The 24,505-nt window shown below is 52.1% G+C and carries 24 protein-coding genes; 19 read left to right on the top strand and 5 right to left on the bottom strand.

Translation table 11 applies throughout. From position 1 onward, the window contains the following. Window positions 1–31: 31 nt before the first annotated feature. Window positions 32–847 (top strand): alpha/beta fold hydrolase, encoded by an 816-nt coding sequence (locus tag B6A39_RS16985; protein WP_156886237.1) that lies wholly within the window; start codon window positions 32–34, stop codon window positions 845–847. Window positions 848–1,005: 158 nt separating this feature from the next. Here the strand turns inward: B6A39_RS16985 and B6A39_RS16980 are convergent, their stop codons facing one another. The 3 genes from B6A39_RS16980 to B6A39_RS16970 all read right to left on the bottom strand — a co-directional run bounded on the left by B6A39_RS16980 (window position 1,006) and on the right by B6A39_RS16970 (window position 4,387). Beyond that, window positions 1,006–2,163 carry a linear amide C-N hydrolase gene (locus B6A39_RS16980; RefSeq protein WP_232318729.1) on the bottom strand — a complete coding sequence of 386 codons (1,158 nt, stop codon included), beginning with the start codon at window positions 2,161–2,163 and terminating at the stop codon, window positions 1,006–1,008. Between the two features lie 179 nt (window positions 2,164–2,342). Next, the gene (locus tag B6A39_RS16975; protein ID WP_083007493.1) at window positions 2,343–3,716 is read right to left on the bottom strand and encodes a heavy metal sensor histidine kinase; all 1,374 of its coding nucleotides are present in this window, start codon (window positions 3,714–3,716) and stop codon (window positions 2,343–2,345) included. Further along, a complete protein-coding gene (locus B6A39_RS16970; protein ID WP_083007492.1) occupies window positions 3,716–4,387 on the bottom strand; it encodes a heavy metal response regulator transcription factor in 672 nt (223 codons plus the stop codon). Before B6A39_RS16970 ends, B6A39_RS16975 begins: the two co-directional genes overlap by 1 nt. A 135-nt stretch (window positions 4,388–4,522) precedes the next feature. On the opposite strand from B6A39_RS16970, the gene B6A39_RS16965 reads away from it, so the two are divergent. The 14 genes from B6A39_RS16965 to B6A39_RS16905 all read left to right on the top strand — a co-directional run bounded on the left by B6A39_RS16965 (window position 4,523) and on the right by B6A39_RS16905 (window position 18,480). After that, window positions 4,523–5,014, top strand: a complete 492-nt coding sequence (locus B6A39_RS16965) for a GlcG/HbpS family heme-binding protein (RefSeq protein ID WP_083007491.1) — start codon at window positions 4,523–4,525, stop codon at window positions 5,012–5,014. A gap of 47 nt (window positions 5,015–5,061) precedes the next feature. Next, complete coding sequence (uraH, locus tag B6A39_RS16960) at window positions 5,062–5,472, top strand: hydroxyisourate hydrolase (protein WP_083007490.1); 411 nt, start codon at window positions 5,062–5,064, stop codon at window positions 5,470–5,472. 134 nt (window positions 5,473–5,606) lie between these two features. Continuing rightward, window positions 5,607–5,783 carry a hypothetical protein gene (locus B6A39_RS19010; RefSeq protein WP_198036734.1) on the top strand — a complete coding sequence of 59 codons (177 nt, stop codon included), beginning with the start codon at window positions 5,607–5,609 and terminating at the stop codon, window positions 5,781–5,783. A gap of 316 nt (window positions 5,784–6,099) precedes the next feature. Beyond that, window positions 6,100–7,038 (top strand): sugar ABC transporter substrate-binding protein, encoded by a 939-nt coding sequence (locus B6A39_RS16955; RefSeq protein ID WP_083007489.1) that lies wholly within the window; start codon window positions 6,100–6,102, stop codon window positions 7,036–7,038. A gap of 108 nt (window positions 7,039–7,146) precedes the next feature. After that, a complete protein-coding gene (locus B6A39_RS16950; protein ID WP_232318728.1) occupies window positions 7,147–8,220 on the top strand; it encodes an ABC transporter permease in 1,074 nt (357 codons plus the stop codon). 16 nt (window positions 8,221–8,236) lie between these two features. Continuing rightward, a complete protein-coding gene (locus B6A39_RS16945) occupies window positions 8,237–9,196 on the top strand; it encodes an ABC transporter permease (protein ID WP_083007488.1) in 960 nt (319 codons plus the stop codon). After that, window positions 9,193–10,734: a sugar ABC transporter ATP-binding protein gene (locus B6A39_RS16940; RefSeq protein ID WP_083007487.1), complete on the top strand. Its 1,542-nt coding sequence runs from the start codon at window positions 9,193–9,195 to the stop codon at window positions 10,732–10,734. The genes B6A39_RS16945 and B6A39_RS16940 overlap by 4 nt, the downstream gene beginning before the upstream one ends. Before the next feature lie 72 nt (window positions 10,735–10,806). Continuing rightward, window positions 10,807–11,886 carry a maleylacetate reductase gene (locus B6A39_RS16935; RefSeq protein WP_083007486.1) on the top strand — a complete coding sequence of 360 codons (1,080 nt, stop codon included), beginning with the start codon at window positions 10,807–10,809 and terminating at the stop codon, window positions 11,884–11,886. Next, window positions 11,883–13,268, top strand: coding sequence for an amidohydrolase family protein (locus B6A39_RS16930; protein ID WP_083007485.1), 1,386 nt, complete (start codon window positions 11,883–11,885; stop codon window positions 13,266–13,268). Before B6A39_RS16935 ends, B6A39_RS16930 begins: the two co-directional genes overlap by 4 nt. Next, on the top strand, window positions 13,265–14,212 hold the full coding sequence (locus B6A39_RS16925; protein WP_083007484.1) for an NAD(P)-dependent oxidoreductase: 948 nt from the start codon (window positions 13,265–13,267) through the stop codon (window positions 14,210–14,212). The genes B6A39_RS16930 and B6A39_RS16925 overlap by 4 nt, the downstream gene beginning before the upstream one ends. After that, window positions 14,205–15,068: an intradiol ring-cleavage dioxygenase gene (locus B6A39_RS16920; RefSeq protein ID WP_083007483.1), complete on the top strand. Its 864-nt coding sequence runs from the start codon at window positions 14,205–14,207 to the stop codon at window positions 15,066–15,068. Before B6A39_RS16925 ends, B6A39_RS16920 begins: the two co-directional genes overlap by 8 nt. Window positions 15,069–15,127: 59 nt before the next feature. Beyond that, the gene (locus tag B6A39_RS16915) at window positions 15,128–15,718 is read left to right on the top strand and encodes a malonic semialdehyde reductase (protein ID WP_083007482.1); all 591 of its coding nucleotides are present in this window, start codon (window positions 15,128–15,130) and stop codon (window positions 15,716–15,718) included. Between the two features lie 153 nt (window positions 15,719–15,871). After that, a complete protein-coding gene (locus B6A39_RS16910) occupies window positions 15,872–16,609 on the top strand; it encodes a sulfite exporter TauE/SafE family protein (protein WP_083007481.1) in 738 nt (245 codons plus the stop codon). 89 nt (window positions 16,610–16,698) lie between these two features. Next, complete coding sequence (locus tag B6A39_RS16905) at window positions 16,699–18,480, top strand: ABC transporter substrate-binding protein (protein ID WP_083007480.1); 1,782 nt, start codon at window positions 16,699–16,701, stop codon at window positions 18,478–18,480. 130 nt (window positions 18,481–18,610) lie between these two features. Here the strand turns inward: B6A39_RS16905 and B6A39_RS16900 are convergent, their stop codons facing one another. Both B6A39_RS16900 and B6A39_RS16895 read right to left on the bottom strand, forming a co-directional pair. Next, window positions 18,611–19,414, bottom strand: a complete 804-nt coding sequence (locus B6A39_RS16900; RefSeq protein ID WP_083007479.1) for an SDR family NAD(P)-dependent oxidoreductase — start codon at window positions 19,412–19,414, stop codon at window positions 18,611–18,613. A 333-nt stretch (window positions 19,415–19,747) separates the two neighbouring features. Then, window positions 19,748–20,542, bottom strand: coding sequence for an IclR family transcriptional regulator domain-containing protein (locus tag B6A39_RS16895; RefSeq protein WP_083007478.1), 795 nt, complete (start codon window positions 20,540–20,542; stop codon window positions 19,748–19,750). Window positions 20,543–20,837: 295 nt separating this feature from the next. Between B6A39_RS16895 and B6A39_RS16890 the strand changes: the two genes are divergently transcribed. The 4 genes from B6A39_RS16890 to B6A39_RS16875 are packed head-to-tail and all read left to right on the top strand — an operon-like array spanning window position 20,838 to window position 24,468. After that, window positions 20,838–21,671, top strand: coding sequence for a CoA transferase subunit A (locus tag B6A39_RS16890; protein ID WP_083007947.1), 834 nt, complete (start codon window positions 20,838–20,840; stop codon window positions 21,669–21,671). Then, window positions 21,671–22,438 (top strand): CoA-transferase subunit beta, encoded by a 768-nt coding sequence (locus B6A39_RS16885; RefSeq protein WP_083007477.1) that lies wholly within the window; start codon window positions 21,671–21,673, stop codon window positions 22,436–22,438. Before B6A39_RS16890 ends, B6A39_RS16885 begins: the two co-directional genes overlap by 1 nt. A 10-nt stretch (window positions 22,439–22,448) precedes the next feature. After that, window positions 22,449–23,651 (top strand): 3-oxoadipyl-CoA thiolase, encoded by a 1,203-nt coding sequence (gene pcaF, locus B6A39_RS16880; protein WP_083007476.1) that lies wholly within the window; start codon window positions 22,449–22,451, stop codon window positions 23,649–23,651. Between the two features lie 10 nt (window positions 23,652–23,661). After that, window positions 23,662–24,468 carry an alpha/beta fold hydrolase gene (locus B6A39_RS16875; RefSeq protein WP_156886236.1) on the top strand — a complete coding sequence of 269 codons (807 nt, stop codon included), beginning with the start codon at window positions 23,662–23,664 and terminating at the stop codon, window positions 24,466–24,468. Window positions 24,469–24,505: the final 37 nt, after the last annotated feature.

The raw sequence follows: 24,505 nt of genomic DNA, 5'->3' as shown, positions 1-24,505 counted from the left end.
AAAACCGTTAAGCTAAGGGAGCAAAGCAAACGTGTTGACGAAAGAGCGAGTCATAGCTCGTAATAATGTAACCGTTGTTGGATCAGGCAATAAAATCCTGATGCTCGCTCACGGTTTTGGCTGTGACCAACATATGTGGCAGTACCTTATCCCCCAGCTTGAAGAGCACTACACGCTGGTCTTGTTTGACTATGTAGGATCAGGTCAATCAACAATTTCTGCCTTCAGCGAGTCACGCTATAATACGCTGGAAGGTTATGCTCAGGATATTACCGATATTTGCGATGCTCTCAATTTGAGCGAGGTGCATTTTGTTGGGCATTCTGTTAGTTGCAATATTGGCCTCTTAGCGGCTATTGCCAGCCCCGAGCGATTCGCTAGTCATATTATGATTTGTCCCTCGCCTTGTTTTCTCAATATGCCACCCAACTATTACGGTGGCTTTGAGCGTGGTGATCTGGAAGAACTAATTGGCTTAATGGATCGAAATTATATCGGATGGGCTAATTATCTGGCACCACTGATTATAGGGTCTGGGACGTCTCAGGCGTTAATTGGAGAGCTCTCCAGCAGTTTCTGTTCAACCGATCCGTTAGTGGCGAAAACCTTTGCGCGAGCTACTTTCTTTTCGGATTACCGACATTTACTACCTCAAGCGAAACAACCAGCGCTAGTGCTTCAAAGCGAAGTAGACTCCCTTGCTAGCCCTGAAGTAGGGCGTTATATCCATACGCAAATGCCTCATAGCACACTGCGTGTTATGGCAAGCGAGGGGCACTGTATCCACATGACGCATCCAGAGCTTGTCGCTCGGGAAATTAACGCCTGGTTAGAGGGTAGGCGTTAACGTTTGAGTAGAACATGTCGCAGGTTAGTTAGAGCTTGCAGGGCAAGAGGTGCTAGCTCTTGCCCTGGACGATTAGCATAACGGCTTAGTATGTTTTTATTATCTAGTCTTTTGTTTATAAACGTATTTTTATCGAATTAAGTTTTTCAAAGAATTGCTTATTGACGTAAGGATGCGGTGGCATCTTGTGGGCCATGAACAACATCTTTAAGTTCGACGTGCCGTATTTCATCAATATCAGTTAGCTCATCTAAATCGAAATGAATATAGTTAAGGCTGTCGTAAGAGCGTATGTGGAAGTGCCGTTGCTGGAGGTCAATCAATGACGTCCAGGAGGTGTACTCAGACGTGTAGATGCGATTATTGTTAACGCCTGGGGCCGCAATGTTTTCAATAGAATCATGGAAACGGTTGTCGATAGTAATGCCGCGCGGACGGTCAAAATTATTCATTACATGCGCCAGCGTGGTGATTGCATTATCAGCATCTTCCGCTTTTTCGGAAAACTGAGAATAGTAAACGGCGCGTACAAAGCGGCCAACTGATGTGTTTGAAGCGGGGAGCCCAGCAGTGGCGATGCCTGAATCAGGTTGGGTGAGTGTGACCCCATTAAGCTCCAATTTTGATTGATCAATGTTGCTTAAAAATGTGTAGTTGTTCAGGTTAGTCATATGCCAGGAAAATTCTGGCCCATTCGTCATAACACCTAGCGGGTTATCAATAATATTTTGTTCACCGTTAGCAAACTCGATCACAATTGAATTACCCGTAGCGTCGTGCAGGGTGTAATGGAACGGTGTTTTTAGTAACCCATGGGGTAGTAATGAAGTGACTAATACAGGCTGTTCTTCTAATGCCTGTTTGACTTCGTCAACTGTATCAAACTGAGAAAGCGTCCAGGCACCTAAGTCGATAGCGGCTAGCACTGCTTGTGTGTTGTCGACCATATCTACGGGACCTTCTGTACTCGCGAATGCCAGCACGCTAAATGTTAGGCCTTTGTCATTAAGTCCTTCTGCTACTTTTACGTCTCCTGAAACTGGGTCAGGTACGCTAATCGCTACAAATGCGTTTTGACCAGTAAAGTCCAGTGCATGATGTTTGTCAGCTTGCGAACCAAAGGTAGTGCCTTCAGGAAAGTAAGATACCTTGTAAGGTAATTCCATGGGCAATTCCATGGTGCGGCCCGCATAGTAGTGATCATTTGCGTCGCTATAGAGAAGGGAAGTGCAAGCAGATACGGTGGGTGCTATGGCGATACTGGCAACGGCGATACATAGCGGCGCTAAACGAGGTTTAGAAAGACGTAGCATCATATATTCTCTCTCAAATCAGATAGGAGTTATCAAGCACTACAGCAAACTATAGCGTAATTTATTAAAAAGTAACTTAAGCAAACGTTAGTTTGTGTGAGGCTGATAGTTGTTATTTTTTAGATAATACTAAGCGATCACAAAAATAAGTGAGTGTGTTAAGTAAGAAATCCGTAACCGTATCAGTGCGTGTCGTTAATGCTGAGTAAGAGCGTAAAGGTAGTGCCTTTTTCGACATCGCTTTCGACCCGCACGTCACCTTTATGCCACTGAGCAATTGAGCGAACAATGGCTAGTCCTAAGCCGCCTGAGCCTGCCACTCCGCTTCGTGCTGGATCGCAGCGATAGAACCGTTCAAACACTCTTGACAGATCGTCTGGTGAGATGACAGGCCCATGATTATGAATGTGTAACTCAATTTGGTTTTCAACGTTTTTGGTATAAATACGGATAGGTGTTCCTGAACGTCCATGGCGTAGGGCATTAGCGATTAGATTGGCTAATGCCGTGCGCAATAGATCGCAGTTGGCAAGTACGCTACCACTAGTGTGATTTATCAACGTGCGGTTGTCGTCTTCCGCCATGCCCTCGAAGTAATCACATAGCTGGGTGACTAGCTCACTGATATCGACGCGCTCCTTGGAAATATCACTTGATGGGCTTTCAGTACGGGCTAGGAATAGCAGGCTGTCGATCATTCTTGATAAGCGCTCATACTCTTCGATATTCGATTCAAGTACCTGGCGATATTCCAAATTACTTCTTTCCCGGCGCAACGTATGTTGTGTTTGCCCTAATAAATTGGTTAAGGGGGTGCGCAACTCATGAGCCATATCGGCTGAGTGGCGAGAGAGTTGTGAGAAGCCTTCTTCTAATCGACCCAGCATACGGTTCAGGCCTTGGCTAAGACGGTTGATCTCTTCCGTTTCCCCAGTCACGTTCAAGCGTCGATCCAATTGGCGGATGTCAATGCGATTGGTCTGTTCTGCCAGACGGCGCAGCGGTTGAAGTCCCTGTCGGCTGACCCCCCAGCCAAGCAAAAAAGCCAGGAATGCGCCAGTCACTAATGCCACCCATAGTTTGAGCCGATAGGCAGCGAGCATCTGATTTCGCTCATTTAACAGCTTGCCTGCGACCAGGGTTAATGGCTGGCCATTTTGTTCAAGAGTGTGCCATGCCAGTCTCGCCTGGATTGATTCAGGCATATCACTAAAGCGAACGGATGGCGTCATTGGCAGTGTCGGCACGGGCACATTGCTGGGATTAACCTCAATGAGCACCTTTCCTTCGCTATCAAGTACCCACAGCAGGCTGTCGCGATTGCCTAGCATGTTGGCATAGAGCTGAGGGCGCTGGTGAAGCATCGCGATACTTTCGCTATCGTCAAGCAGCGCCTCCATACGCTCCAGGCGTCCATGCAGCATTTGGTCATCACGCCATGCTATTTCACGGGTTAACGAATGGTAGAGATAGGTGCCGATACTTCCCAGCAGTAGTGTGCTGACAAGGGCAAAAAGTAGCGATAGGCGCGTTGCTAGAGAGTTTAATGCTGGCATTAGGAACGATCCTCAAGCACATAGCCCATGCCACGCTCGGTGTGGATTAGTTTAGTGGGAAAGGGGTCGTCGACTTTAGCGCGAAGTCGCCGCACAGCTACTTCGACGACGTTGGTATCGCTGTCAAAGTTCATCTGCCAAACCCGAGAAGCAATATAGGTACGTGATAGCACTTCGCCTTCCCGGTCGAGAAACAGCTCTAAAAGCGCAAATTCTTTGTTGGTGAGTGCAAGTCGCTCGCCCTGGCGGGTGACTCTGCGGCGCAAAACATCCATTGCTAAATCGGCTACGCGAAAATGCTCTCTCTCTCGAGGCGGGCTGCGGCGTAACAGCGTACGTACTCGGGCTAATAGTTCGACAAACGAGAAGGGCTTGACTAAGTAATCGTCTGCGCCCAGTTCCAGCCCCTTGACGCGATACTCTACGGCATCGCGCGCGGTCAGAAAAAGCACCGGTACCTGACTTCGCTGGCGGACCAGTTGTAGCAACTGCCAGCCGTCAAGGCCGGGCAGCATGACATCAAGGATGATCAAGTCGAATTCGCACTCTTCAATGTAGTGCTGTGCATCGTATCCATCGCGAGCTACCTCAACAGCATAGCCCGATTCACCAAGCCCTCTGCTCAGGTAATCAGCGGTTTTTTGCTCGTCTTCTACTATCAGGATACGCATACAGTCACCCCGCGAAATCGACACAGAGTAGCCGGATCGGACGCTTTTTCACATTACAAATCTGTAATGCTGCCGTCAGGTGTTTGACGAGGTCGAGCTGTCAGGATGATGCCATCACTTGATAAGGAGACTTTCATGACATCACGACGTGCTCGCCTGCCTCTGCTTGGCGCTGTCTTGTTGGCCGGTAGCGTACTTGCCGATACCGGGCCGCTCCAGCAGCAGACACTGTCACTGGATCTGGCTAATCGCTTAGTGAATGCCACCTTGGAAGCGTGTCATGCCGATGGCCGCACTGCGGTAGTCGCCGCAGTAGATCGTGGTGGCAATCTGGTTGCTCTGCAACGCGATGACAACATCGGCCCCCACAACACGTTGGCCGCCCAACGCAAAGCATTTACATCGTTGTCGACGGGCAGTACCAGTCGCGCGTTATCTGAACATGCTCGCCAAGACCCTGAGTCGGCAAACCTAAACACGTTGGATGAATTGCTGCTGTTGGGGGGCGGTGTGCCGCTCCGAATCGAGGGTGAACTAATTGGCGCCCTTGGTGTTGCCGGGGCGGGTGGTTCTGCCATCGACGAAGGCTGTGCCCTAACGGCTATCAACAGCGTGATACCGCAGTAAATCCCACAAAGACCACTTTACTCCTATCACCCTAAAAGGATGTTGTTATGAAACGATTGTCTGCTTTTTTTGCCGGTATTGCTCTTAGCAGTGTTGCTGCCACAGCACTGGCGGCTGATAACCCGCTGAGTGTTCATGTCCTCAATATTCAGAACGGCCAGCCCTCTCCTGGCGTTGATGTGGGGCTTGAGCGCCATACCGATACGGGCTGGGAATTGCTGGCAACGGCAACTACCGACGATGCAGGCCGTGTATCAGCCCTTTATCCCGCTGGTGAAGCGTTCTTGCCTGGCACTTACCGTGTCACGTTTGAAACCGGTGAATGGTTTGAAGCGAATGACACCGCGACGTTTTTTCCCAATGTGCCAGTACCTTTCGTCGTGGAAGAGGCCGATCAGCACTACCACATTCCGCTACTACTTAGCCCCTACGGCTACTCAACGTACCGTGGGAATTAAGGTTACGGAGCAATCATTGATGAGTTGTTCTATTTATTAAGCACTCTATTTATTAACCACGCTATCTCTTAACTGCTCTATTTATTAATAAATCAATTTATTAGTTAACCAATTAAAACGAGTGAGAATGAATCATGAAAGTAATTAACATCGTCGCTGCCATCGCTCTTGCACTGGTCTCTGGTGTTGCATTAGCAGAGCGCGGTTCGGGTGAAGATAATCAAATCGCTTATCCAGAATCAACGTCTCAGCAGCACAGCGGTGCTATTGGGCACAATGCCTTGGCTGATCTGCCTGTCCGAAATCGTTAAGCCGCTATGGCGTGGTTTTATTAAACGTTTAGAGTAGGTGTATGCCCAGCGGCCTCTTTGATAGAGGCCGTTGTCGTTCTGTTTAGTAATCTTTCTCCTTCCTTCCTTCCTTCCTTCCTTTCCTTTCTGCTAAGACCTTGCTGATGAATGACTTGCTTATCGTCGTGCTCAAGTAACAAAACAAAATAACCAGTTTGGTCATTTCTATACTTCGGTCACGTTGTGCCGGAACAAAGCTCGGCAGTAAGCTCCAAACCCAGGCTTGCATAGCCTGCAGGCTAAAAAACAATTACTAAAAAACGCTAGGAGAAACGCAATGTTCAAGAAAACCGCTATTGCCGCGTCGGTCATTATGATGTCGATCACGACAGCGCAGGCTGAAGATACTTATCGCATTGGTATTACCCAAAACAACGTCGGTGTTGATAGTTATCAAACGACTTATGAAAGTGCGTTTGAAGCCGCCGCTGAAAAGGCTGGCAACGTCGATATCGTGGTGTTAGATGCCGGTGGTGATGTCGCTCGTCAGATTGGTCAGATGCAGGATCTTATTCAGCAGCGTGTCGACGCCATTATTATCTGGCCAACCAATGGGCAGGCCGTTATTCCGGCTATACGCCAAGCACATAATGCTGGCATTCCGGTGGTCGTCACTAACTCTAAAATTGCTGAAGCAGGGCTCGAGTTCATCGCTGCCTTCTCTGGCCCAGATAATGTCCAGCAAGGTATTTCGTCTGCGGAAATGATGTGTGATGCCTTGGGAGGAGAAGGGCAGATCGTTCAGATTGCTGGTCAGCCGGGTTATACCACTGCTATGGAGCGTGCGACCGGTTTCGAGGACCGTCTTGCAGAAGCTTGCCCTGGTGTTGAGCTGCTGGAAACGCAGCCTGGTAACTGGAATCGTGAGCGAGCTCAGCGGGTTATGGAAGATTTTCTAACCAAATATGATCGTATTGATGGTGTCTATTCTGGCGATGACAACATGGGTGTCGGTGCACTGAATGCTGCAAAAGGTGCTGACCGAGCCGATGACATTGTGTTCATTGGCGCCACTAATTTCGCCGTTGGTTACGACGCGATCGAGCGTGGTGAATATTACGGTTCTATCTATCAGTCACCTGTAGATGATGCGGAAGCTGCACTACAAACGGCCCTGGACGTATTAGCTGGCGAAGAAGTGCCGAAGATGAACTTCTTTGAGACCCCCAAAATCACCGCTGACAACGTCAGTGAATTTGACCGTCCCGTTTTCTGAGATCACGCATGCTCCTGGGGCGATAGGCGCTTAGTTTGTCGACTCTGGGAACCAGCATGCGCCTGAAGGCAGGGTTCCTGCGCCGGAGTGCTCGGTAAGCGTCAATGGATGACACGCTTGTCCATTGCGCTAACCGGTGCTTTCCAAGGTGATTTTATACAGGTGATTAGCATGGCTTCCGCAGAACAATCAAAATCCAGGCTGCCGACAGGAAAGCTTAGCAAGGCAGGCGTAATGAGCTTTCTATCGGCTCAGGGGATTCTTATTTTTTTCCTGCTCGGCATGTTCGTTTTTTCGTTCTTTTCTGAGCAGTTTCTCTCCCAGTCGAACATCATGACCGTGATCCGTCAGGCATCCATTATTGGCATCATCGCAGTCGGTGTCACGGTGGTGATCATTGGCGGCAATTTGGATCTTTCCGTGGGGTCGATGCTGTCGTTCTCGACAGTATTGGTGGTGGATTTACACGACAAGGTTGGCCCCACCAATGCGATTCTCATGATGTTTGCATTAACGCTTATGATCGGTGCCGTGAATGGCATTTTGATCGGCTTTTTACGTCTTAATTCGCTCATTGTGACGTTGGCTATGCTGTCAGCGATTCAGGGGTTTGTGCTGATTTATAGCGGTGGTCAGAACGTTGACATTGCCGACCAAGAGGGGACGTGGTTCGCCTTCTTTGGACGTGGCTATTTAGGAGGAATCGCCGTTCCAATTCTGCTGTTTGGTTTGCTGGCCATTCTGGTGCAAGTGGTGATGAGCTACACAGGATACGGGCGACGCATCTTTGCTGTAGGTGGTAATCCGATGGCCGCTGTTTACTCCGGTATTCGTAAGAACTGGTGTGTGTTCAGTACTTATCTGATTTCAGCGTTCTGCGTGGCATGTGCGGCACTAGTACTTGGCTCCCGAGTCATGGGCTCCCAAAACAATGTTGGCCAAGGTTATGAGCTGCTAGTACTGGCCGGCATCATTCTTGGTGGCACTAGTTTATTGGGCGGCGCTGGCAGTATCTGGAAAACCGTAGTGGGCGTGCTGATTTTGGGCTTTATCCAGAATGGGCTGCTGTTGATGGGTTATCCCTATTACATCCAGTGGATCGTAACCTGGGTAATTATCATTCTGGCCGTATGGCTGGATCTCGCTAACAAGCGTAAGAGCTTGTTCACGACCCACTCATAACGCGGAGGAATGCACTATGACGTCAATTAAAGGGTTCTTCCGTGGCAGGACAAAAATCCAGCCAATCTGGGTGTTTGTTATCGCTCTCTTTATTTTCTTCAGCTTTATGTCGGAGTACTTCCTGTCGTTCGGCAATATCACCAACATTTTGGTGCAGACCTCCACCATCGGCTTGATTGCATTGGGCATGACCTTAGTCATGATCAACGGCAACATCGATTTATCCGTGGGCGCGATATTGGGGCTAGCCGCTTCGCTTGCGGTAGGTTTGCAAGAGATCAGTATGACGCTGGCAATTCTTGCGGCACTTGGGTCGGGTATATTGCTGGGCGCGATCAATGGCCTAATTGTATGGAAAACCGGTGTAAATGCTTTCATCGTGACGCTAGGAGCCATGTTGGGCATCAGGGGACTGATTTTTCTATATACCGGCGAGCAGTCGTTTTATGCGATGAATTTTGCCTTCTCTGATTTTGGTACCAGCACCATCGGACCTTTTCCAGTATTGGCCATTATCTTCCTGATTTGCACATTGATCATGCATCTAGTGCTAACGCGAACCGGCCATGGCCGTAACACTTTTGCGGTAGGCGGAAACCCAGAAGCCTCGATAGATGCAGGGATTCGGTTGGGGCGCCACATGATGATCAATTTCATTATTGTTGGCTTCTTTGCTGCACTGGCGGGCGTGATGCTAGCGAGTCAGATGGGTGCTGCGACACCGAATTTGGGGCGTGACTACGAGCTTTGGGTGATTACCGCAGTTGTTTTAGGTGGCACCAAGCTGACCGGTGGCTACGGCAGTATTGTCGGCACCCTAGGTGGTGTTCTTGCCATCGGCATTCTACGTAACGGCATGAATTTAATGCAGGTGCCTGCTTTTTATGTACTGGTGATTCTAGGCGCGATCCTCATATCGGTATTGATTATCGACAAGAAACTCAATGCACCCTCAACCAAGGAGGTGCGGATATGAATTCTCCTATCCAGTCTCGTCGGCCGATTGATGCTGCGCCGATACTTGAGCTTAAAGGTATTACCAAGCGCTTCCCCGGAGTGGTGGCACTCAACAACGTGGATTTCGACGTTCGCCCCGGCGAGGTGCATGCCTTGCTGGGTGAGAACGGCGCTGGAAAATCGACCTTGATGAAAGTATTGGCCGGTAAGCACCAGGCGAATGAGGGCAAGATCATTCTCGGTGGTGAGGAGATGGCCTTTGAAAACCCTAAGCATGCCAAGCGTGCAGGGGTCGTTCTGATCCATCAGGAGCAGTCGTTGGTATCTGAAATGACGGTGGCCGAAAACATCTTTCTAGGCAGCCTGCCAAGAAAGCCGTTCAACCGTGTTGACTGGCGTAAGCTGCGCGAGGATACCAATAAAATTCTTGAAACGCTCAAGTGCGGTTTTCAGCACGATGACTTGGTTGGGTCGCTATCGATTGCTAAGAAACAGATGGTGGAGATTGGTCGAGCGCTGGCGTTTACCCCACGCGTCGTGGTGTTTGATGAGCCGACGGCGTCGCTCACCGACCATGAAAAACCAGTGCTTTACGACGTGATCAATTCATTGTGTGAGCAAGGTGTAGGGATTGTTTATATCTCCCACCGCATGGACGAGATTTTCCACCTCTCTCATCGTATTTCCGTGCTGCGAGACGGTGAGTACACCGGCACCGTCAATACAGCGGATACCAACGAAGACGAGATTACCCGCATGATGATCGGCCGCAGTTTGGAGCTCGATCATGCCAGTAAACCCAGTGACTTCGGCGACAACCTACTGGAAGTACGCAATCTCTCAGTGAAGCGAGTGTTTGAAGATGTCAGCTTTAACGTTCGCAAGGGTGAGATTGTCGGCATGTATGGCCTGGTCGGCGCGGGACGCTCTGAAGTGGCAGAGACGATCTTCGGTTTGCGAACGCCTTCTGCTGGCGAGGTCGTGCTGGATGGCGAGGTGGTGAGTTTTCGTAACTCCCACGATGCAGTCGTCAATGGTGTTGCTTTAGTGCCAGAAGATCGCAAGGACCAAGGGCTGATATTGGGGATGAACTGTCGAGACAACATGACGCTGGCAAGTCTTTCTAGCGTGTCGTCACTGGGTTTTATGACCAGTTCTAAAGAGCGCGAAGTTTACGACAAATATCACCAAGCAATGAAAATCAAAACGCCCAGCTGGCGCCAGAAGGTAGGCAATTTAAGCGGCGGGAACCAGCAGAAGATCGTCATCGGCAAGTGGCTGCACACGCATCCTAAATTACTCATCTTGGATGAGCCTACCCGGGGCATTGATGTCGGCTCTAAATCTGAAATTCACACCTTGGTTAAAGACTTAGCCAAATCTGGCTATGCCGTATTGGTGATTTCTTCCGAGATGCCAGAAGTGCTTGGCCTGAGTAATCGGATTATTGCCATGTATGACGGCCGTGTTACCGCTGAGTTTGATGGTGACAACGTCAGCGAAGACGAGCTAGTGCAAGCGATTACCGGCATGGGTAAGCAGGCGCAGGCGAGCTAGCTCGCCACATAGCGACTGGTGCGCTCTGCAAAGAGCGCATACAGACCACTTCAAACGTATAAGGAATGTTCCATGCAACCTTTTGTTTATGATGGCCTGCCATCCCGCGTAGTGTTCGGACGGGGCACTCTCTCGCAACTAAGTGAAGAGCTTGAGCATCTCGGTTGCTCGCGCGCTTTGGTGCTAGCAACGCCCCAGCAGCACGAGCAGGCAAACCGTGTACTAAAGCAACTAGGTGAGAAGGGGGTTGGCCTTTATGCTGACGCCGTTATGCATACGCCTGCCGAGGTGACCGAGCGTGCCTTGCAGGTGGTGGAAGAGCTTAACGTGGATTGCACGGTTGCCATTGGCGGAGGCTCGACCATTGGGTTAGGTAAAGCCATTGCATTGCGCACTGGCTTGCCACAGATCGCTATTCCCACCACGTATGCTGGTTCCGAGATGACGCCGATCCTGGGTGAAACCCGAGATGGTATCAAGACCACTCAGCGCACCCTGGATGTATTGCCGGAAACGGTGATTTATGACGTTGACCTTACCTTAACGCTGCCCGCGGTGATGTCGGGGACGAGTGGTATAAACGCAATTGCCCATGCGGTAGAAGCGCTTTATGCCCGTGACTGTAATCCGGTGATTGCGCTAATGGCAGAGGAAGGCATTGCGGCGTTGGCGAGAAGCCTGCCTGTGATTGCCAGCGACCCTACCAATACTGACGCCCGCTCTGATGCGCTGTATGGCGCTTGGCTGTGCGGTACTTGTCTTGGGTCGGTGGGCATGTCGTTGCACCACAAGCTTTGTCATACCTTAGGTGGCTCCTTTAACCTTCCTCATGCAGAGACGCACACCATTGTGCTACCTCATGCGCTGGCTTATAACGCGCCAGCGGTGCCAGATGCGATAGCCCGCATTAGTCGTGCGCTAGGGTGTGACGATGCGGCTGCTGGTCTTTACGACCTGGGACGAGCCGTCGGCGCGCCGAGCGCGCTTTCCGAACTAGGATTTAGCGTGGAAGATGTTGAGCGGGCCACGGATATAGCTACCCGCAACCCTTATTGGAATCCTCGGAACGTCGAGGCCAAAGGGATCCATCGCTTGTTAAGTGATGCCCAGTCGGGTCATCGGCCGCAAGCGGATAGTGGGGGTGAGCAATGAACACCCTGTTTATTAACGCCACTATTATCACAATGGATCCGCAGCTAGGTGAGCTAAGCAGCGGCCAAGTACTGGTTGAGGATGATCGGATTGCCGCGGTGGGCCATGACCTGACCGAAGACTCCAAGGCACAAAATGCCGAGATCATTGACTGTGGCGGCGGCATCCTTATTCCTGGGCTGGTGAATGCCCATATGCATACCTGGCAGACCGGCCTACGCGGCGTTGCCGCTAACTGGACGCTGCTTGAGTATTTCCGCCATGTGCATCGTGGGTTGGCCGCACTCTTCACGCCGAATGATATTTACATCGCTACCCGCATGGGCGCGATTAATCAGCTTAACTGCGGCACCACCACGCTGGGTGACTGGTGCCATAACAACCCCACCCCCGAGCATACAGACGCTGCTGTTTGGGGACTAAAGGAGTCAGGCATTCGGGCGCTGTTTATGCACGGCTCTCCCAAGCCCGACCCCAAACCTGGCCAACCGCACTTTAGTGAAATTCCCCACCCGCGCCATGAAATCGAGCGGCTGCTTGGCGGTGAGTTGTCTGACCCTGACGGACTGGTCACCTTGGGGATGGCCATTCTGGGGCCACATTACTCCACCCTGGATGTCACGTTGCAGGATTTTGCCCTGGCCAAGGAGTTTGGTCTGGTTGCCTCGATGCATCAGGGCGGCGGCGAGGCTGTGGCGCCCGGTGCCTGGGACGAAGTAGAAGCACGCGGTCTGCTGGGTCAAGACATCAACATTGTTCATGGCCAGAGCCTGGATGAGGGCCAGATGTCTCGGTTCTGCGCCAGTGGCGTCACATTTTCGGTGGCACCGGAAAATGAAATGACACAAGGCCATGGCTTTCCAGTGACCGGACTGGTTCGCCAGCACGGCGGCGTGGTGTCCTTGGGAGTGGATCTTGAGTCCGTGCTTTCCGGCGACATGTTCAGCGTAGCCCGAGCTGCTCTAGGGATGCAGCGCGCCCTGGATAACGATGCCTCTCGCCGTGAGCAGGGCAAGATACCCGACACCTCGACCATTACCACCCGTGAAGCGCTGGGCTGGATCACACTGGATGGGGCAAAAGCCCTCGGGCTTGACGACCGCATTGGCAGCCTGACTCCAGGCAAACAGGCTGACTTGGTGCTGTTGGATAGCAACCAGCTCAATATGCAGCCAGTTAACGATCCCGTTTCTACGGTCGTTATGCAAACAAGCCTTGCCAACGTCGACAGCGTCATGGTGGCAGGGCAGTTCAAAAAACGTGGCGGCCGTCTATTGATAGAGACCGAACAGGGAATTGTTGAGCTTGCCAAGTCTGGCCACCGAATTCACGCCGAATTGCTGGCGCGTGAAGTGCAATCGACACAGGAGGCAACCTCATGACAACCGTTCCTACCACGCACCCTTCGCCCTCAAAAGTGGCTTGGGTTGGTTTGGGTAAGTTGGGTTTACCTATGGCCGCCAGGATTATTCAATCAGGCACTGCCGTTCAAGGGTTTGACCTTTCGGCTGAACGCCTTGTTCTCGCTGAAAAAATAGGCATCACGCCCCATCAACAGCTTGCCAGTGCGGTGGCTGACTGCGGCTTGGTGTTTGTCTCCATTCCTGATGACCGCGCCTTGATCAATCTGTGTCTTGAATCCGGAGGGCTGGTGCGCCACATGATGCCTGGCAGTATCTTGATTGAGACGAGTACGGTGAGTGTTGAAGCCTCAGCACGTGTCGCTGAAGCGGCAAAGGCTCAGGGTCTTGAATATCTGCGCAGCCCCGTATCAGGCAATCCAGTGGCAGCAGAGGCTGGCACGCTGTCGGCGATGGTGTCTGGCCCGCGCGAAGCACTGGCAACGGCGAAGCCCGTATTTGACGCTTTTACTAAAGCACAATATTGGCTGGGCGATGAAGAGCAGGCCCGAGTGGCCAAATTGGCGATCAACCTGATGATCGCCGTGAGTGCCGGAATGATGAGTGAAGCACTGACGCTAGCGCGTAAAGGCAACATTGAATGGGACGCTATGCTGGAACTGATTTCCGACAGTGCGGTGGGGTCTCCGATGGTGAAGTACAAGGTGCCGCCGCTTTCCCAGCGCGATTTTACGTCGACGTTCTCAGCCGCCCAGATGGCCAAAGATCTTGATCTCATTCTCGATTGTGCCCATGGCACAGGGGTATCAACACCACTGGCCGCACAAATGCGTGAAGCCTATACAGCGCTTATCGCAACAGGGCACGGCGATGATGACTACATCGCCACCGTACATCATACCGAGCGCCTTTCAGGACTAGGTGAGCCAATGCCTGCACAGCAGGGAGGGCAAACACATGCGTAACTTAACCACCGACAACATTACCGCGGCAGTGATTGATGAATTTTCCAGCTGTGATGATGAACGGCTTAAAACGCTGCTTAATGGCTTAGTAAAACACTTGCATGCCTATTTGCGCGAGGTGAAGCCCACCGAGAAAGAGTGGACCCAGGCGATTGAGTTTCTCACCCGAGCGGGGCAAATGTGTGACGACGAACGTCAGGAGTTCATCCTGCTATCTGACACCCTTGGCGTGACCATGCTAGTGGATGCGATTAACCACGCAAGCAGTGATCCCAAGATTACCGAAAGCACGGTGTTGGGCCCTTTTTATGTTGAAAACCCTCCCCAAGCAAACCAAGGCGACGCCATTAACTGGGGCGTGGAAGGTGAGCCGTTATTCATCGAGGGAAACGTGCACGATGCCCAGGGCAAGCCTTTGGCAAATGTCACTATTGATGTTTGGCAGTCCGACAGCGAAGGGTTTTACGACGTCCAAAAGCCTGAGCTTGAAAATGCCTCGCTGCGCGCTCGCTTTCACACGGACAGTCAGGGCCATTACGCCTTCTGGACGGTGACGCCCTCGCCTTATCCGATTCCGACGGATGGGCCGGTCGGCAAAATGCTCGAAATTACTGGGCGCCATCCTTATCGGCCTGCCCATGTGCATTTCATGTTGATGGCGCCGGGGTACGAAACCTTGGTCACGCAAATCTTCGCTGAGAATGATCCCTACCTCGATTCTGATGCGGTATTTGGCGTGAAAGACTCACTGGTCAAGGAGTTTTCTCAGCAGCCAGCGGGGCAGGCACCCGATGGCCGGCAGATGAAAACACCTTACCGCTACTTTCATTACGACTTCGGCTTAAAGACGGCCTGAGCGTCTTACCCTGAACGCCCGGCTCGAACTGAGCTGGTTAAACCGAAAGAGGAAATGACATGACAACGATTGATCAAAAAGCTATCGCAACACTGTTTACTGAAGCACGTACTCACAACGTTTGGCAGGACCGTGAGGTAAGTAAAGAAACCCTACGCGAACTGTATAACCTAATGCATTTCGGCCCCACATCCATGAACTGCCAGCCGTCGCGGATTATTTTTCTAACCACCGATGCTGCAAAAGAGCGCTTGAAGCCTGCGCTGTTACCAGGCAACCAGGAGAAGACCATGAAAGCCCCAGTGGTGGCTGTGGTTGGCTTTGATACCGAGTTTTATGAGCACTTGCCGCGCATGTTTGCCCATAATAAAGATGCCAAGTCGTTGTTCGAAGGTAAGCCGGACTTTATTCACTCCACAGCCTTCCGCAATAGTTCCATTCAGGGTGGCTATCTTATCTTAGCGGCGCGCGCACTCGGCTTGGATGCAGGCCCCATGTCCGGCTTCAACAATGCAGCCGTGGATGAAGAGTTCTTCCCGGACGGCAAAGTGAAGAGCAACTTCCTGTGTAACTTAGGCTATGGCGATGCCAGCGCATTGTTCCCCCGTGGTGATCGCTTCTCCTTCGATGAAGTATGCCAGGTGCTATAACAAGTGCGATAACAGGTACTTTAAACCCGACAGATAAAGCATCTGGGCAGTTTGTAGGGGTAAATTACCCGAGCAAAAGGGGCCGTGCATGTCATGGCCCCTTTTTTCATCTGCGAATAGCCGTTTGCTGCTCGAAGACTGATGAGGTGTGTCATGGGTGTTGATTGGGTTTTTGTTATTTTGATGGTGGTCGCCGTGCTGCTGACCGGTATTTCCAAGTCAGGCTTTGCCGGTGGTGTGGGGGTGGTTGCCGTGCCGTTAATCTCGCTAAAAGCGAGCCCAACATTTGCAGTGGCAGTGATGCTACCGCTGCTAATAGTGATGGATATCTTTAGCCTAAAAGCGTGGTGGCGACAGCGGGTTGATCGTTTATTGTGGCTGATGTTTCCACCTGCGATATTAGGTGTTGGAGTAGGTTATTTAACCTATGGCTGGTTTGATGAAGCGCTCCTGAAACTGCTGCTGGGGATTTTCTCAGTGCTGTTTGGTCTATGGGGGCTATTCAAGCCGCTACGTGGCAAGTTGATGCCTAGCTGGGTTGGACGACTGTGTGGTGGGATAGCAGGGTTTACCAGCTTTATTGCCCATGCAGGTGGCCCGCCGCTGAATTTTTACTTGTTGCAATGTCAACTGACGAAACAGCAGTTTCTAGGCACGGCAGTGGTGTTTCTGGCGATTACCAACTTGGTAAAGCTGGTGCCCTATACCCTGCTGGGCTTGGTGAATATCGATAACCTGACGATAGCGTTACTACTGATGCCCGTTGCGTGGTTGGGTGTCAGGCTGGGCTTGGTTATTCAGAAACGCATTGATGGTGAAGTGTTTTTCCGTGTCATTCTTTGTCTACTGATCTTACTGGGCATCCGGTTAATCATGGACGGTATCAACTGACGTTTGAATGCTTTAAACAACGGCTGATCGTTAAAAGCACTTATCACTACTTTGTTAGTCTTATGGCTTTACCATGGCTGGGGGTTGTCATGAGAGACGATCTTGCTGAGATAAATGAGGCTAATCCAGAGGGGCCTTACGATAAGCTGTCGCAAATGCCCTCCTCGAAAATTTCTAATACAGAGTTCGCTCGCTTTATCGACTTCATTGAAAAATTTGAAGATGAAACTGAAGGCACGCTCTCCATGGCGCTCGGCTATCGCGAAATGCGTATGTTGTTGCACGTCATGCGCAACCATCTTGCAGGTCGATTAACCACCCCAACGTCGCTGGCCGATGCGTCTGGATTGACTTATGGGACGGCAAAGCGCGGTATTGACAGTATTATGCAGCGAGGTCTTCTTATCTCACGCCCACGAACCAAGTCGGGTAAAACGGTTTCGCTGCATCCTTCTTCTCAAATGATTCAGGAGTGGGAAAGCTACGCTGAGCGAATTAAAGGGCTCCTCGGCCCATTGTTCGGAATCGACCCTTCATCGGAAACGGCCAGTAAGATCTTCTTGGGGGCGTCGTCCTCAGAGCGGGTGATATCAACCCCAGCAGTCCTGTCTGCACGGCTTGAACTGAAGGGTGGGTTACGCGTGTTAGCCCACGCTGACCCCACGTTTATGGCCATGCACAATCTTAAGCGTCAGCTAGAGTCAATCTTTGGCCTAGAAATTCGCAACAAAGCACGGTCAATCGATAATCTGCTAGATGAGATCCTCGATAATGCCCGTTTGGCGAAGTCGCGCTATGACGTCGTGGCCTGTGACCTGCCCTGGTTTGGTGAATTAGCGGCAAGAGGGATTCTCATGCCTCTCGATACGCTAATTAAACGCGATAATTACGATCTTTCTGATTTCCACCCCATGGCGATTCAGAGCTCGGGGTATACGGGTAGCCAGTACGGTATTCCTGTTCAAACCACACCGGAATTACTTTGTTATCGTCAGGATGTTTTCGAGGCGGCGCAGTTAACGCCGCCCACCACCACAGAAGCACTGGTTAAAGTCGCTAGGCAGTTACATGATCCAGCTAAAGGGCGTTATGGCATTGCCTGGAATGCGGCAAGAGGCACGCCCCTTGGTCATACGTTTAGTTTTTTAATGGCAAAGTTCGGTCAGCCGCTGCTTAACCTCCCCAACGGCAAGGGTGGTTATGACTTTCAGCAAGCCGCGGGCGAGCAATTGCGCCCAATGTTTCAGTCAGATGCCGCTTATAGGGCCTGTGAATATATGCTGGATATTTTGAAATATTCACCGCCGAACATTCTCAGTATGTCCTGGTACGAACGTGCTCAGTCGTACGCATCGGGCGAGGCCTGTATGGCCTACTGTTATACGTTACTCGCCCCGTTGTTTGAATTAGATCGACACTCTCCTGCATATGGCAATACTGGCTATCTGCCCCATCCGGTTGGAAATCATGGTCGCGCCATTACTCCGATTGGTGGTTATGCCCTCGCTATTCCCGCGAACTTAGCACCAGAGCGTGTTGAGGCGGTATGGACAGCGCTAAGACACCTGACATCAGCCAATATGTCCAAGCTTTACATCATGAACGGTAGCTTGGTAACGCCTCGCTTCAGTGTTAGTCAGGACCCTGAGGTGTCGGCATTATCGCCGCTGATTAAGATTGTCGATGATATGGCAAAGAAGGATATTTTACAGGCATGGCCACGCCCGCCCGTGCCTGGGGTAACGGAGGTCATCAGCATTGCGGGAAACGAGATTTTTGAAGTACTGGATGGACGGCGCTCTATCAAGAAAGCACTCTCTATTGCTCAAGAGCGTGCCGATAAGGTGATGCGAGAAAAGGGGCATTATTGAGGCCGGCCACGGACACTCACGGATCACACGGACGAAAACCACAAAGATAAAAAAGCACTCCCGAAGGGGGGAGCCCGTTGTGAGGTAACTAGCCCCATGTCTGAATCGCAGGCATGGGGCGGAGACTGACTTACTGCATGATCATGCCGCCATCAATCATCAGTAACTGCCCGGTCATGTAATCAGATTCAGCGCTGGCTAGGAAAGAGGCGGTGCCGACCACATCTTCCGGGTAGGAGTAGCGCTTCATTAGGATCATTTTCTCAGCAAGCTCGTCCATAGACTGGCCCTGCTTATCGAATTTTCCGATACTGACCAAATCTTTATCAAGCTGCTCCCACAGTTCAGTGCGCACGACGCCAGGGCCATAACCATTGACCGTAATATTGTGGTCGACCAGTGCCTTGGCACCGCCGTTAATCATGGCCAGCACAGCATGTTTGCTGCATGAGTAGGGCACAACGTCGTCAAAGGCCTGGCGAGACAGAATTGACCCAACGTTAATGATTTTATAGGGACCGTTTTCTTTGCCCTGGTCAATCATCTGCTTGGCTGCTTCCTGCATCCCGAGTAGACAGCCCAGCGCGTTAACATCCATTATCTGATGCCAGTTTTCCTCAGTGATATCAAGGAACATCAATGGCTTGTTGATGCCCGCATTATTGACCATCACGTTCAAACTGCCAAAAGCGTCGACAGTGGCCTTCACTGCAGCCTGCACTTCAGCACGGTCGGTAACGTTAAGTTTGACTGCAATAGCATCGCCGCCGTTTGCTTTGATACGTGCCGCGACTTCTTCGCACCCTTCAATATTGATATCTGCTACGCAAACCTTTGCCCCTTGGGCAGCATAGTGTTCAGCTACGGCAGCGCCCATGCCGCGAGCTGCGCCTGTAATGAGGCAGTTTTTACCTTTGAGTCGAGTGTTGTCCATGAGGTTACCTTGTAAGTTTTGTTGTGGGCCACTCCACGCCATCACAGTAAATAGTCTTTGTTGTTAGGCGTAGGGAGTCTGCATTAACAAGGGCATCCGTCGTTTACTCATCACTGCGAATGACAGATTTTGTTTCCTTGTGTTGGCATATTCTCGGCAGGTCATACGGGCAATGACAGGTTGGCCTGTCGCTAATATGACCAGATTGGACGTTTCTACAGGAACGCAAGCGCTATTAGGTGGTAGCCAGTAGACAAGTCCGCCGAGACTCCCGAAAGAGTAGAGGACTCGTCGTTTGAGCATAGCTTGAACAAACTCAATAATTTAACGGGGTTACACACTTACCGACTGGCGAATGAGCTGTGCTTTTTCCAACAATAACGGTCGATACGTTTCCAACAGTGTTGGCATATCCACACGGGCGGCATTGGTGCTGATGTTAATCGCGCCAATCAGCTTTTCATGGGTATCAAACACCGGCACTGCAATCGAACGCAGGCCAGAATCTAGCTCTTGATCGGTAATCGCGTAACCCTCTTCCCGCGCTTTTTGTATCGCTGCTTTCAGTGCTGCGGGATCGGTAATGGTCTTGTCGGTATAGCGCATCAAGGTGAGCTGGCTCAGGTAGCTATCCAACTCACTATCCGGCAACTGGGCAAGTAGCACTCTGCCCATGGATGTGTAGGCGGCGGGCAGGCGAGTACCGACGGAAAGGGTGATCGCCATCAAGCGATGCGGTGCGGCTGAGCGGGCCAGGTAGATCACGTCGTCACCGTCGAGTACCCCCAGCGATGAGGATTCACCGCACTGGCGGGTAATCTCCTCCAGATACTGCTGTATGACCCCACGGTAATTATTAGACGCTAAATACGAGTACCCCAGCTGCAGTACCTTAGGGGTTAGCTCGAAGTAGCGCTGCTGTTTACGCACATAGCCAAGGGCGTGGAGCGTCAGTAAAAACCGCCGAGCTTTGGCTCGATTCATCCCTGTTCGCTCGGCAACTTCGCTGAGTGTCATTCGCGTGTGCATCTCATCAAACGCCATCACGACTTCCAGCCCGCTGGCCAGCGCCGCAACAAAATCACGATCCGTTGGTTTCAAAACATCTTCTGGTAGGGCATTGCTCATGGGTATCTCAGCAGCGTCGATGGGGAAGCGAGGCGTGAAAATAACACTTTGTTCGAATGGCGAACAATAAGCGGCATTGTCGATCGATAAAAGCCCTTGAGAAAACCGGTTGAGAAAGCCTGTTGCTAGAGACCAGTAACAAAACGGAGTTGACTTGTGGGCGCTTGAGGATTAATTTGTTCGCAAAGAGAATCAATGTTCGCTATGCGAATAAAACGCCTTCAGCATGATGCGTCTTCAAGGCACGCCAGCCAGACACGTCAGCAAGGTACTCACCAGCGAAGAGGCACCTATCATGGCCGAGTTTCTCAGCTTGCATGACGCGGTAGCACACTACGTCGAAGACGGCGCTACCGTTGCCATGGAAGGCTTTACCCACCTGATTCCGTTTGCTGCGGGTCACGAAGTTATTCGCCAGAAAAAGCGCGATCTGACGCTTATTCGCATGACCCCCGATATCATTTATGACCAATTGATCGGCGCGGGCTGCGCTAAGAAAGTGATTTTTTCCTGGGGTGGTAACCCAGGGGTTGGCTCACTTCACCGCCTGCGTGATGCAGTTGAGAAAGGCTGGCCGCAAAAAATTGAAATTTTAGAGCACAGCCATGCGGCGATGGCCTGCGCGTTTGAGGCTGGGGCTGCTGGCTTGCCCCTGGCTGTGCTGCGTGGCTATGTGGGTAGCGAGCTACCGAGCGTGAATGATCAAATCAAATTTATTGAGTGCCCGTTTACCGGCGAACGCCTAGCGGCTGTGCCCTCGGTGCGGCCAGATGTGTCGATCATTCACGCACAGCGGGCAGACCGCCAGGGTAATGTGCTGGTGGAAGGTATTGTGGGCGTACAGAAAGAGGCCGTGTTGGCTGCTAAGCACAGCATTGTCACCGTGGAAGAAATTGTCGATGACCTGAACGCTCATCCCAATGCTTGCGTTATTCCTGGCTGGGCAATTAGTGCCGTTGCCGTGGCAGAAAAGGGCGCGCTGCCTTCGTATACCCATGGCTACTACGGTCGCAGCAACCGCTTCTATAAAGAGTGGGATGCCATTGCGCGTGATCGCGATACGTTCACCCAGTGGCTCGACGACAACGTATACCGCGCTGACAACAACCCTGCGGGAGGCCAAGCCTGATGAGTTACACCTCTTCTGAAATGATGACCGTGACGGCAGCCCGTGCGTTGGAAAATGGCATGACCTGCTTTGTGGGTATTGGTCTACCATCTGAAGCCGCTAACCTGGCGCGCTTAACGCATGCGCCTGAGGTAGTGCTGATTTATGAGTCTGGCACCCTGCAAACCAAGCCTGACATTCTGCCGCTCTCGATTGGTGACGGCGAGCTGTGTGAATCAGCGCTAACCACGGTGGCCGTACCGGAAATGTTCCGCTATTGGCTGCAGGGTGGGAAAGTCAATGTGGGCTTTTTAGGCACCGCGCAAATTGATCGTTTTGCCAACCTCAACACCACGCTGATTGGCGATTACAAAGCGCCCAAGGTTCGCCTGCCAGGCGGCGGCGGTGCGCCTGAAATTGCCACCAATGCCGGTGAAGTCTTTATTACTCTCAAGCACTCCAAGCGTGCTTTTGTGAAAGATGTCGACTTCGTCACCACGCTTGGGTTTGGCCGTGACGGCAAAGGGCGTGACAACGTTCCCAATATTGGCAAGGGTCCCACGCGGGTCATTACCGACCTGTGCGTGATGAAGCCCGACCCGGATACCAAAGAGCTGGTGGTGGTGTCGCTGCATCCTGGCGTTACACGTGAACAAGTGATCGATGCGACCGGCTGGGATATTCGCTTTGTCGAACAGCTGGAGAGCACACCGGAACCGAACGCCAATGAGCTTGACATATTGCGCGAACTGAAAGCACGCACCGAGCGGGCCCACGCGGGCGAATAAGGAGCTTTATATGAGTGATGTCTATTTATGCCACCCGCGCCGCACTGCCATTGGTCGCTTCGGTGGCACTTTGGCCAGCGTACGCCCCGATGATTTCGCCGCAACGATTTTTAAAGCGGTGTTGGCACAAGCGCCGGCTCTCGACCCTGTCGCCATTGATGAAGTGTTTATGGGCTGTGCCAATCAGGCGGGGGAGGATAATCGCAACGTGGCACGCATGTCGTCGCTGCTGGCGGGCATCCCGACTTCCGTACCCGGCACGACCATGAACCGCCTATGCGGATCAGGCATGGATGCGGTAGGTACAGCATTTCGCGCTATTAAAGCAGGCGAGATGGAGCTGGCGCTGGCCGGTGGCGTCGAGTCTATGTCCAGGGCCCCCTTCGTGATGGGCAAGGCCGACAGCGCTTTCTCGCGCGGCCAAAAACTTGAAGACACCACCATTGGCTGGCGCTTTATAAACCCACTAATGAAAAAAGCCTACGGCGTCGATTCGATGCCAGAAACGGCGGAAAACGTCGCAGAGCAATTCAGCATCTCCCGGGAGGATCAGGATGCTTTCGCGCTGCGTTCCCAGCAGAAAGCGGCGAGCGCTCAGCAAGTGGGTCGCTTCGCCCAAGAGATCACCGCCATTGACATACCCCGCCGCAAGCAGGCACCGCTGATCTTCGATCAGGATGAGCACCTGCGCGAAACTACCTTGGCAAAATTGGCGGCTTTACCGACGCCCTTTCGTGATGGCGGCAGCGTGACCGCAGGCAATGCCTCCGGCGTTAACGACGGCGCAGCGGCGATGCTAGTGGCAAGCCAAGCGGCGGTAAAACAGCACGGCCTGACGCCGATGGCCAAAATTATCGGTATGGCCACGGCAGGGGTTGAACCGCGGATTATGGGGTACGGCCCAGTGCCCGCCGTACAGAAGTTGCTCAAGCGTACGGGAATCACGATAGACGAGATCGATGTGTTCGAGTTTAACGAGGCGTTTGCCGCTCAGGCGCTTGCCTGCATGCGCGATCTTGGGCTTAACGACGATGACCCGCGGGTGAATCCAAACGGCGGTGCCATTGCATTGGGCCACCCTTTGGGAATGTCGGGCGCTCGGCTACTAATGACCGCTGCCCACGAGCTTCAAAATACAGGTAAGCGCTATGCGCTGTGCACCATGTGTGTGGGTGTTGGGCAAGGTATTGCCACGTTGATTGAGCGCGTTTAACGGAGGCCGTATGGCATTTCAAATGATGAATGATCGCAGCGTCGCCTATCGGCTGCTTGGCGATGAAATGAAGCCACTGGTGGTATTGGCACATCCGTTAGGCATGAGCCAAGCCGTGTGGGACGACATTATCCCCGCACTGCTGCCGCGCTACCGTATTTTAACCTGGGATTTACCCGGCCATGGGGCCAGCCAGGCGGTCAGCGGTAAGCAACTTTCGCCCGCGGATCTCGCCGCTGAGGCGCTGGCGTTGGTGGCATTGGCAGGCACACAACAATTCCACTTTGTTGGTACGTCTATTGGTGGCGTGGTTGGTCAACAGCTAATCGCTGAACACAGCGATCGTTTGCTGACCATTACGCTGACCAATACCGGCGCAGTGATTGGCAATGCGGACTTGTGGAATACCCGCGCGGACCGGGTTCGTCATGAAGGCCTGGCGGCGATGTCTCAAGAAATTGTGCCACGTTGGTTTGCCCCTGCGGCGTTTGAGGGAAGTCCGGCGTTGAAAACAGGCTGGTGCACCCAGATGGGCCGTGGTGACGATGAGTCCTACGCACAGCTATGTGAAATGCTGGGCCGCGATACCTTCTGCGGAAAGCTGAGCAACAAGAGCGTGAAGGTGCAGTTACTTGGCGGCAGCGAAGATATGGCCACGCCGCCATCAACGCTGGAAGCACTATCGGCCGAACTCGATAGTGCAGCGCTAACAATTCTTGAGGGAGTCGGTCACGTGCCCTCAGTCGAGGTACCGGGGTTACTGGCGGAAAAGCTGCTGGCACTGTTTGCTACGCCTGCTCACGCTGTTTCTAACTAATCTTTCCGGTTAACGAGCGGCGTCAGCGCTCAGCTAC

The sequence above is a fragment of the Halomonas sp. GT genome, from assembly GCF_002082565.1.
Classification (GTDB): Bacteria; Pseudomonadota; Gammaproteobacteria; order Pseudomonadales; family Halomonadaceae; genus Vreelandella.
This window is presented reverse-complemented; position numbering and strand designations above follow the sequence as displayed.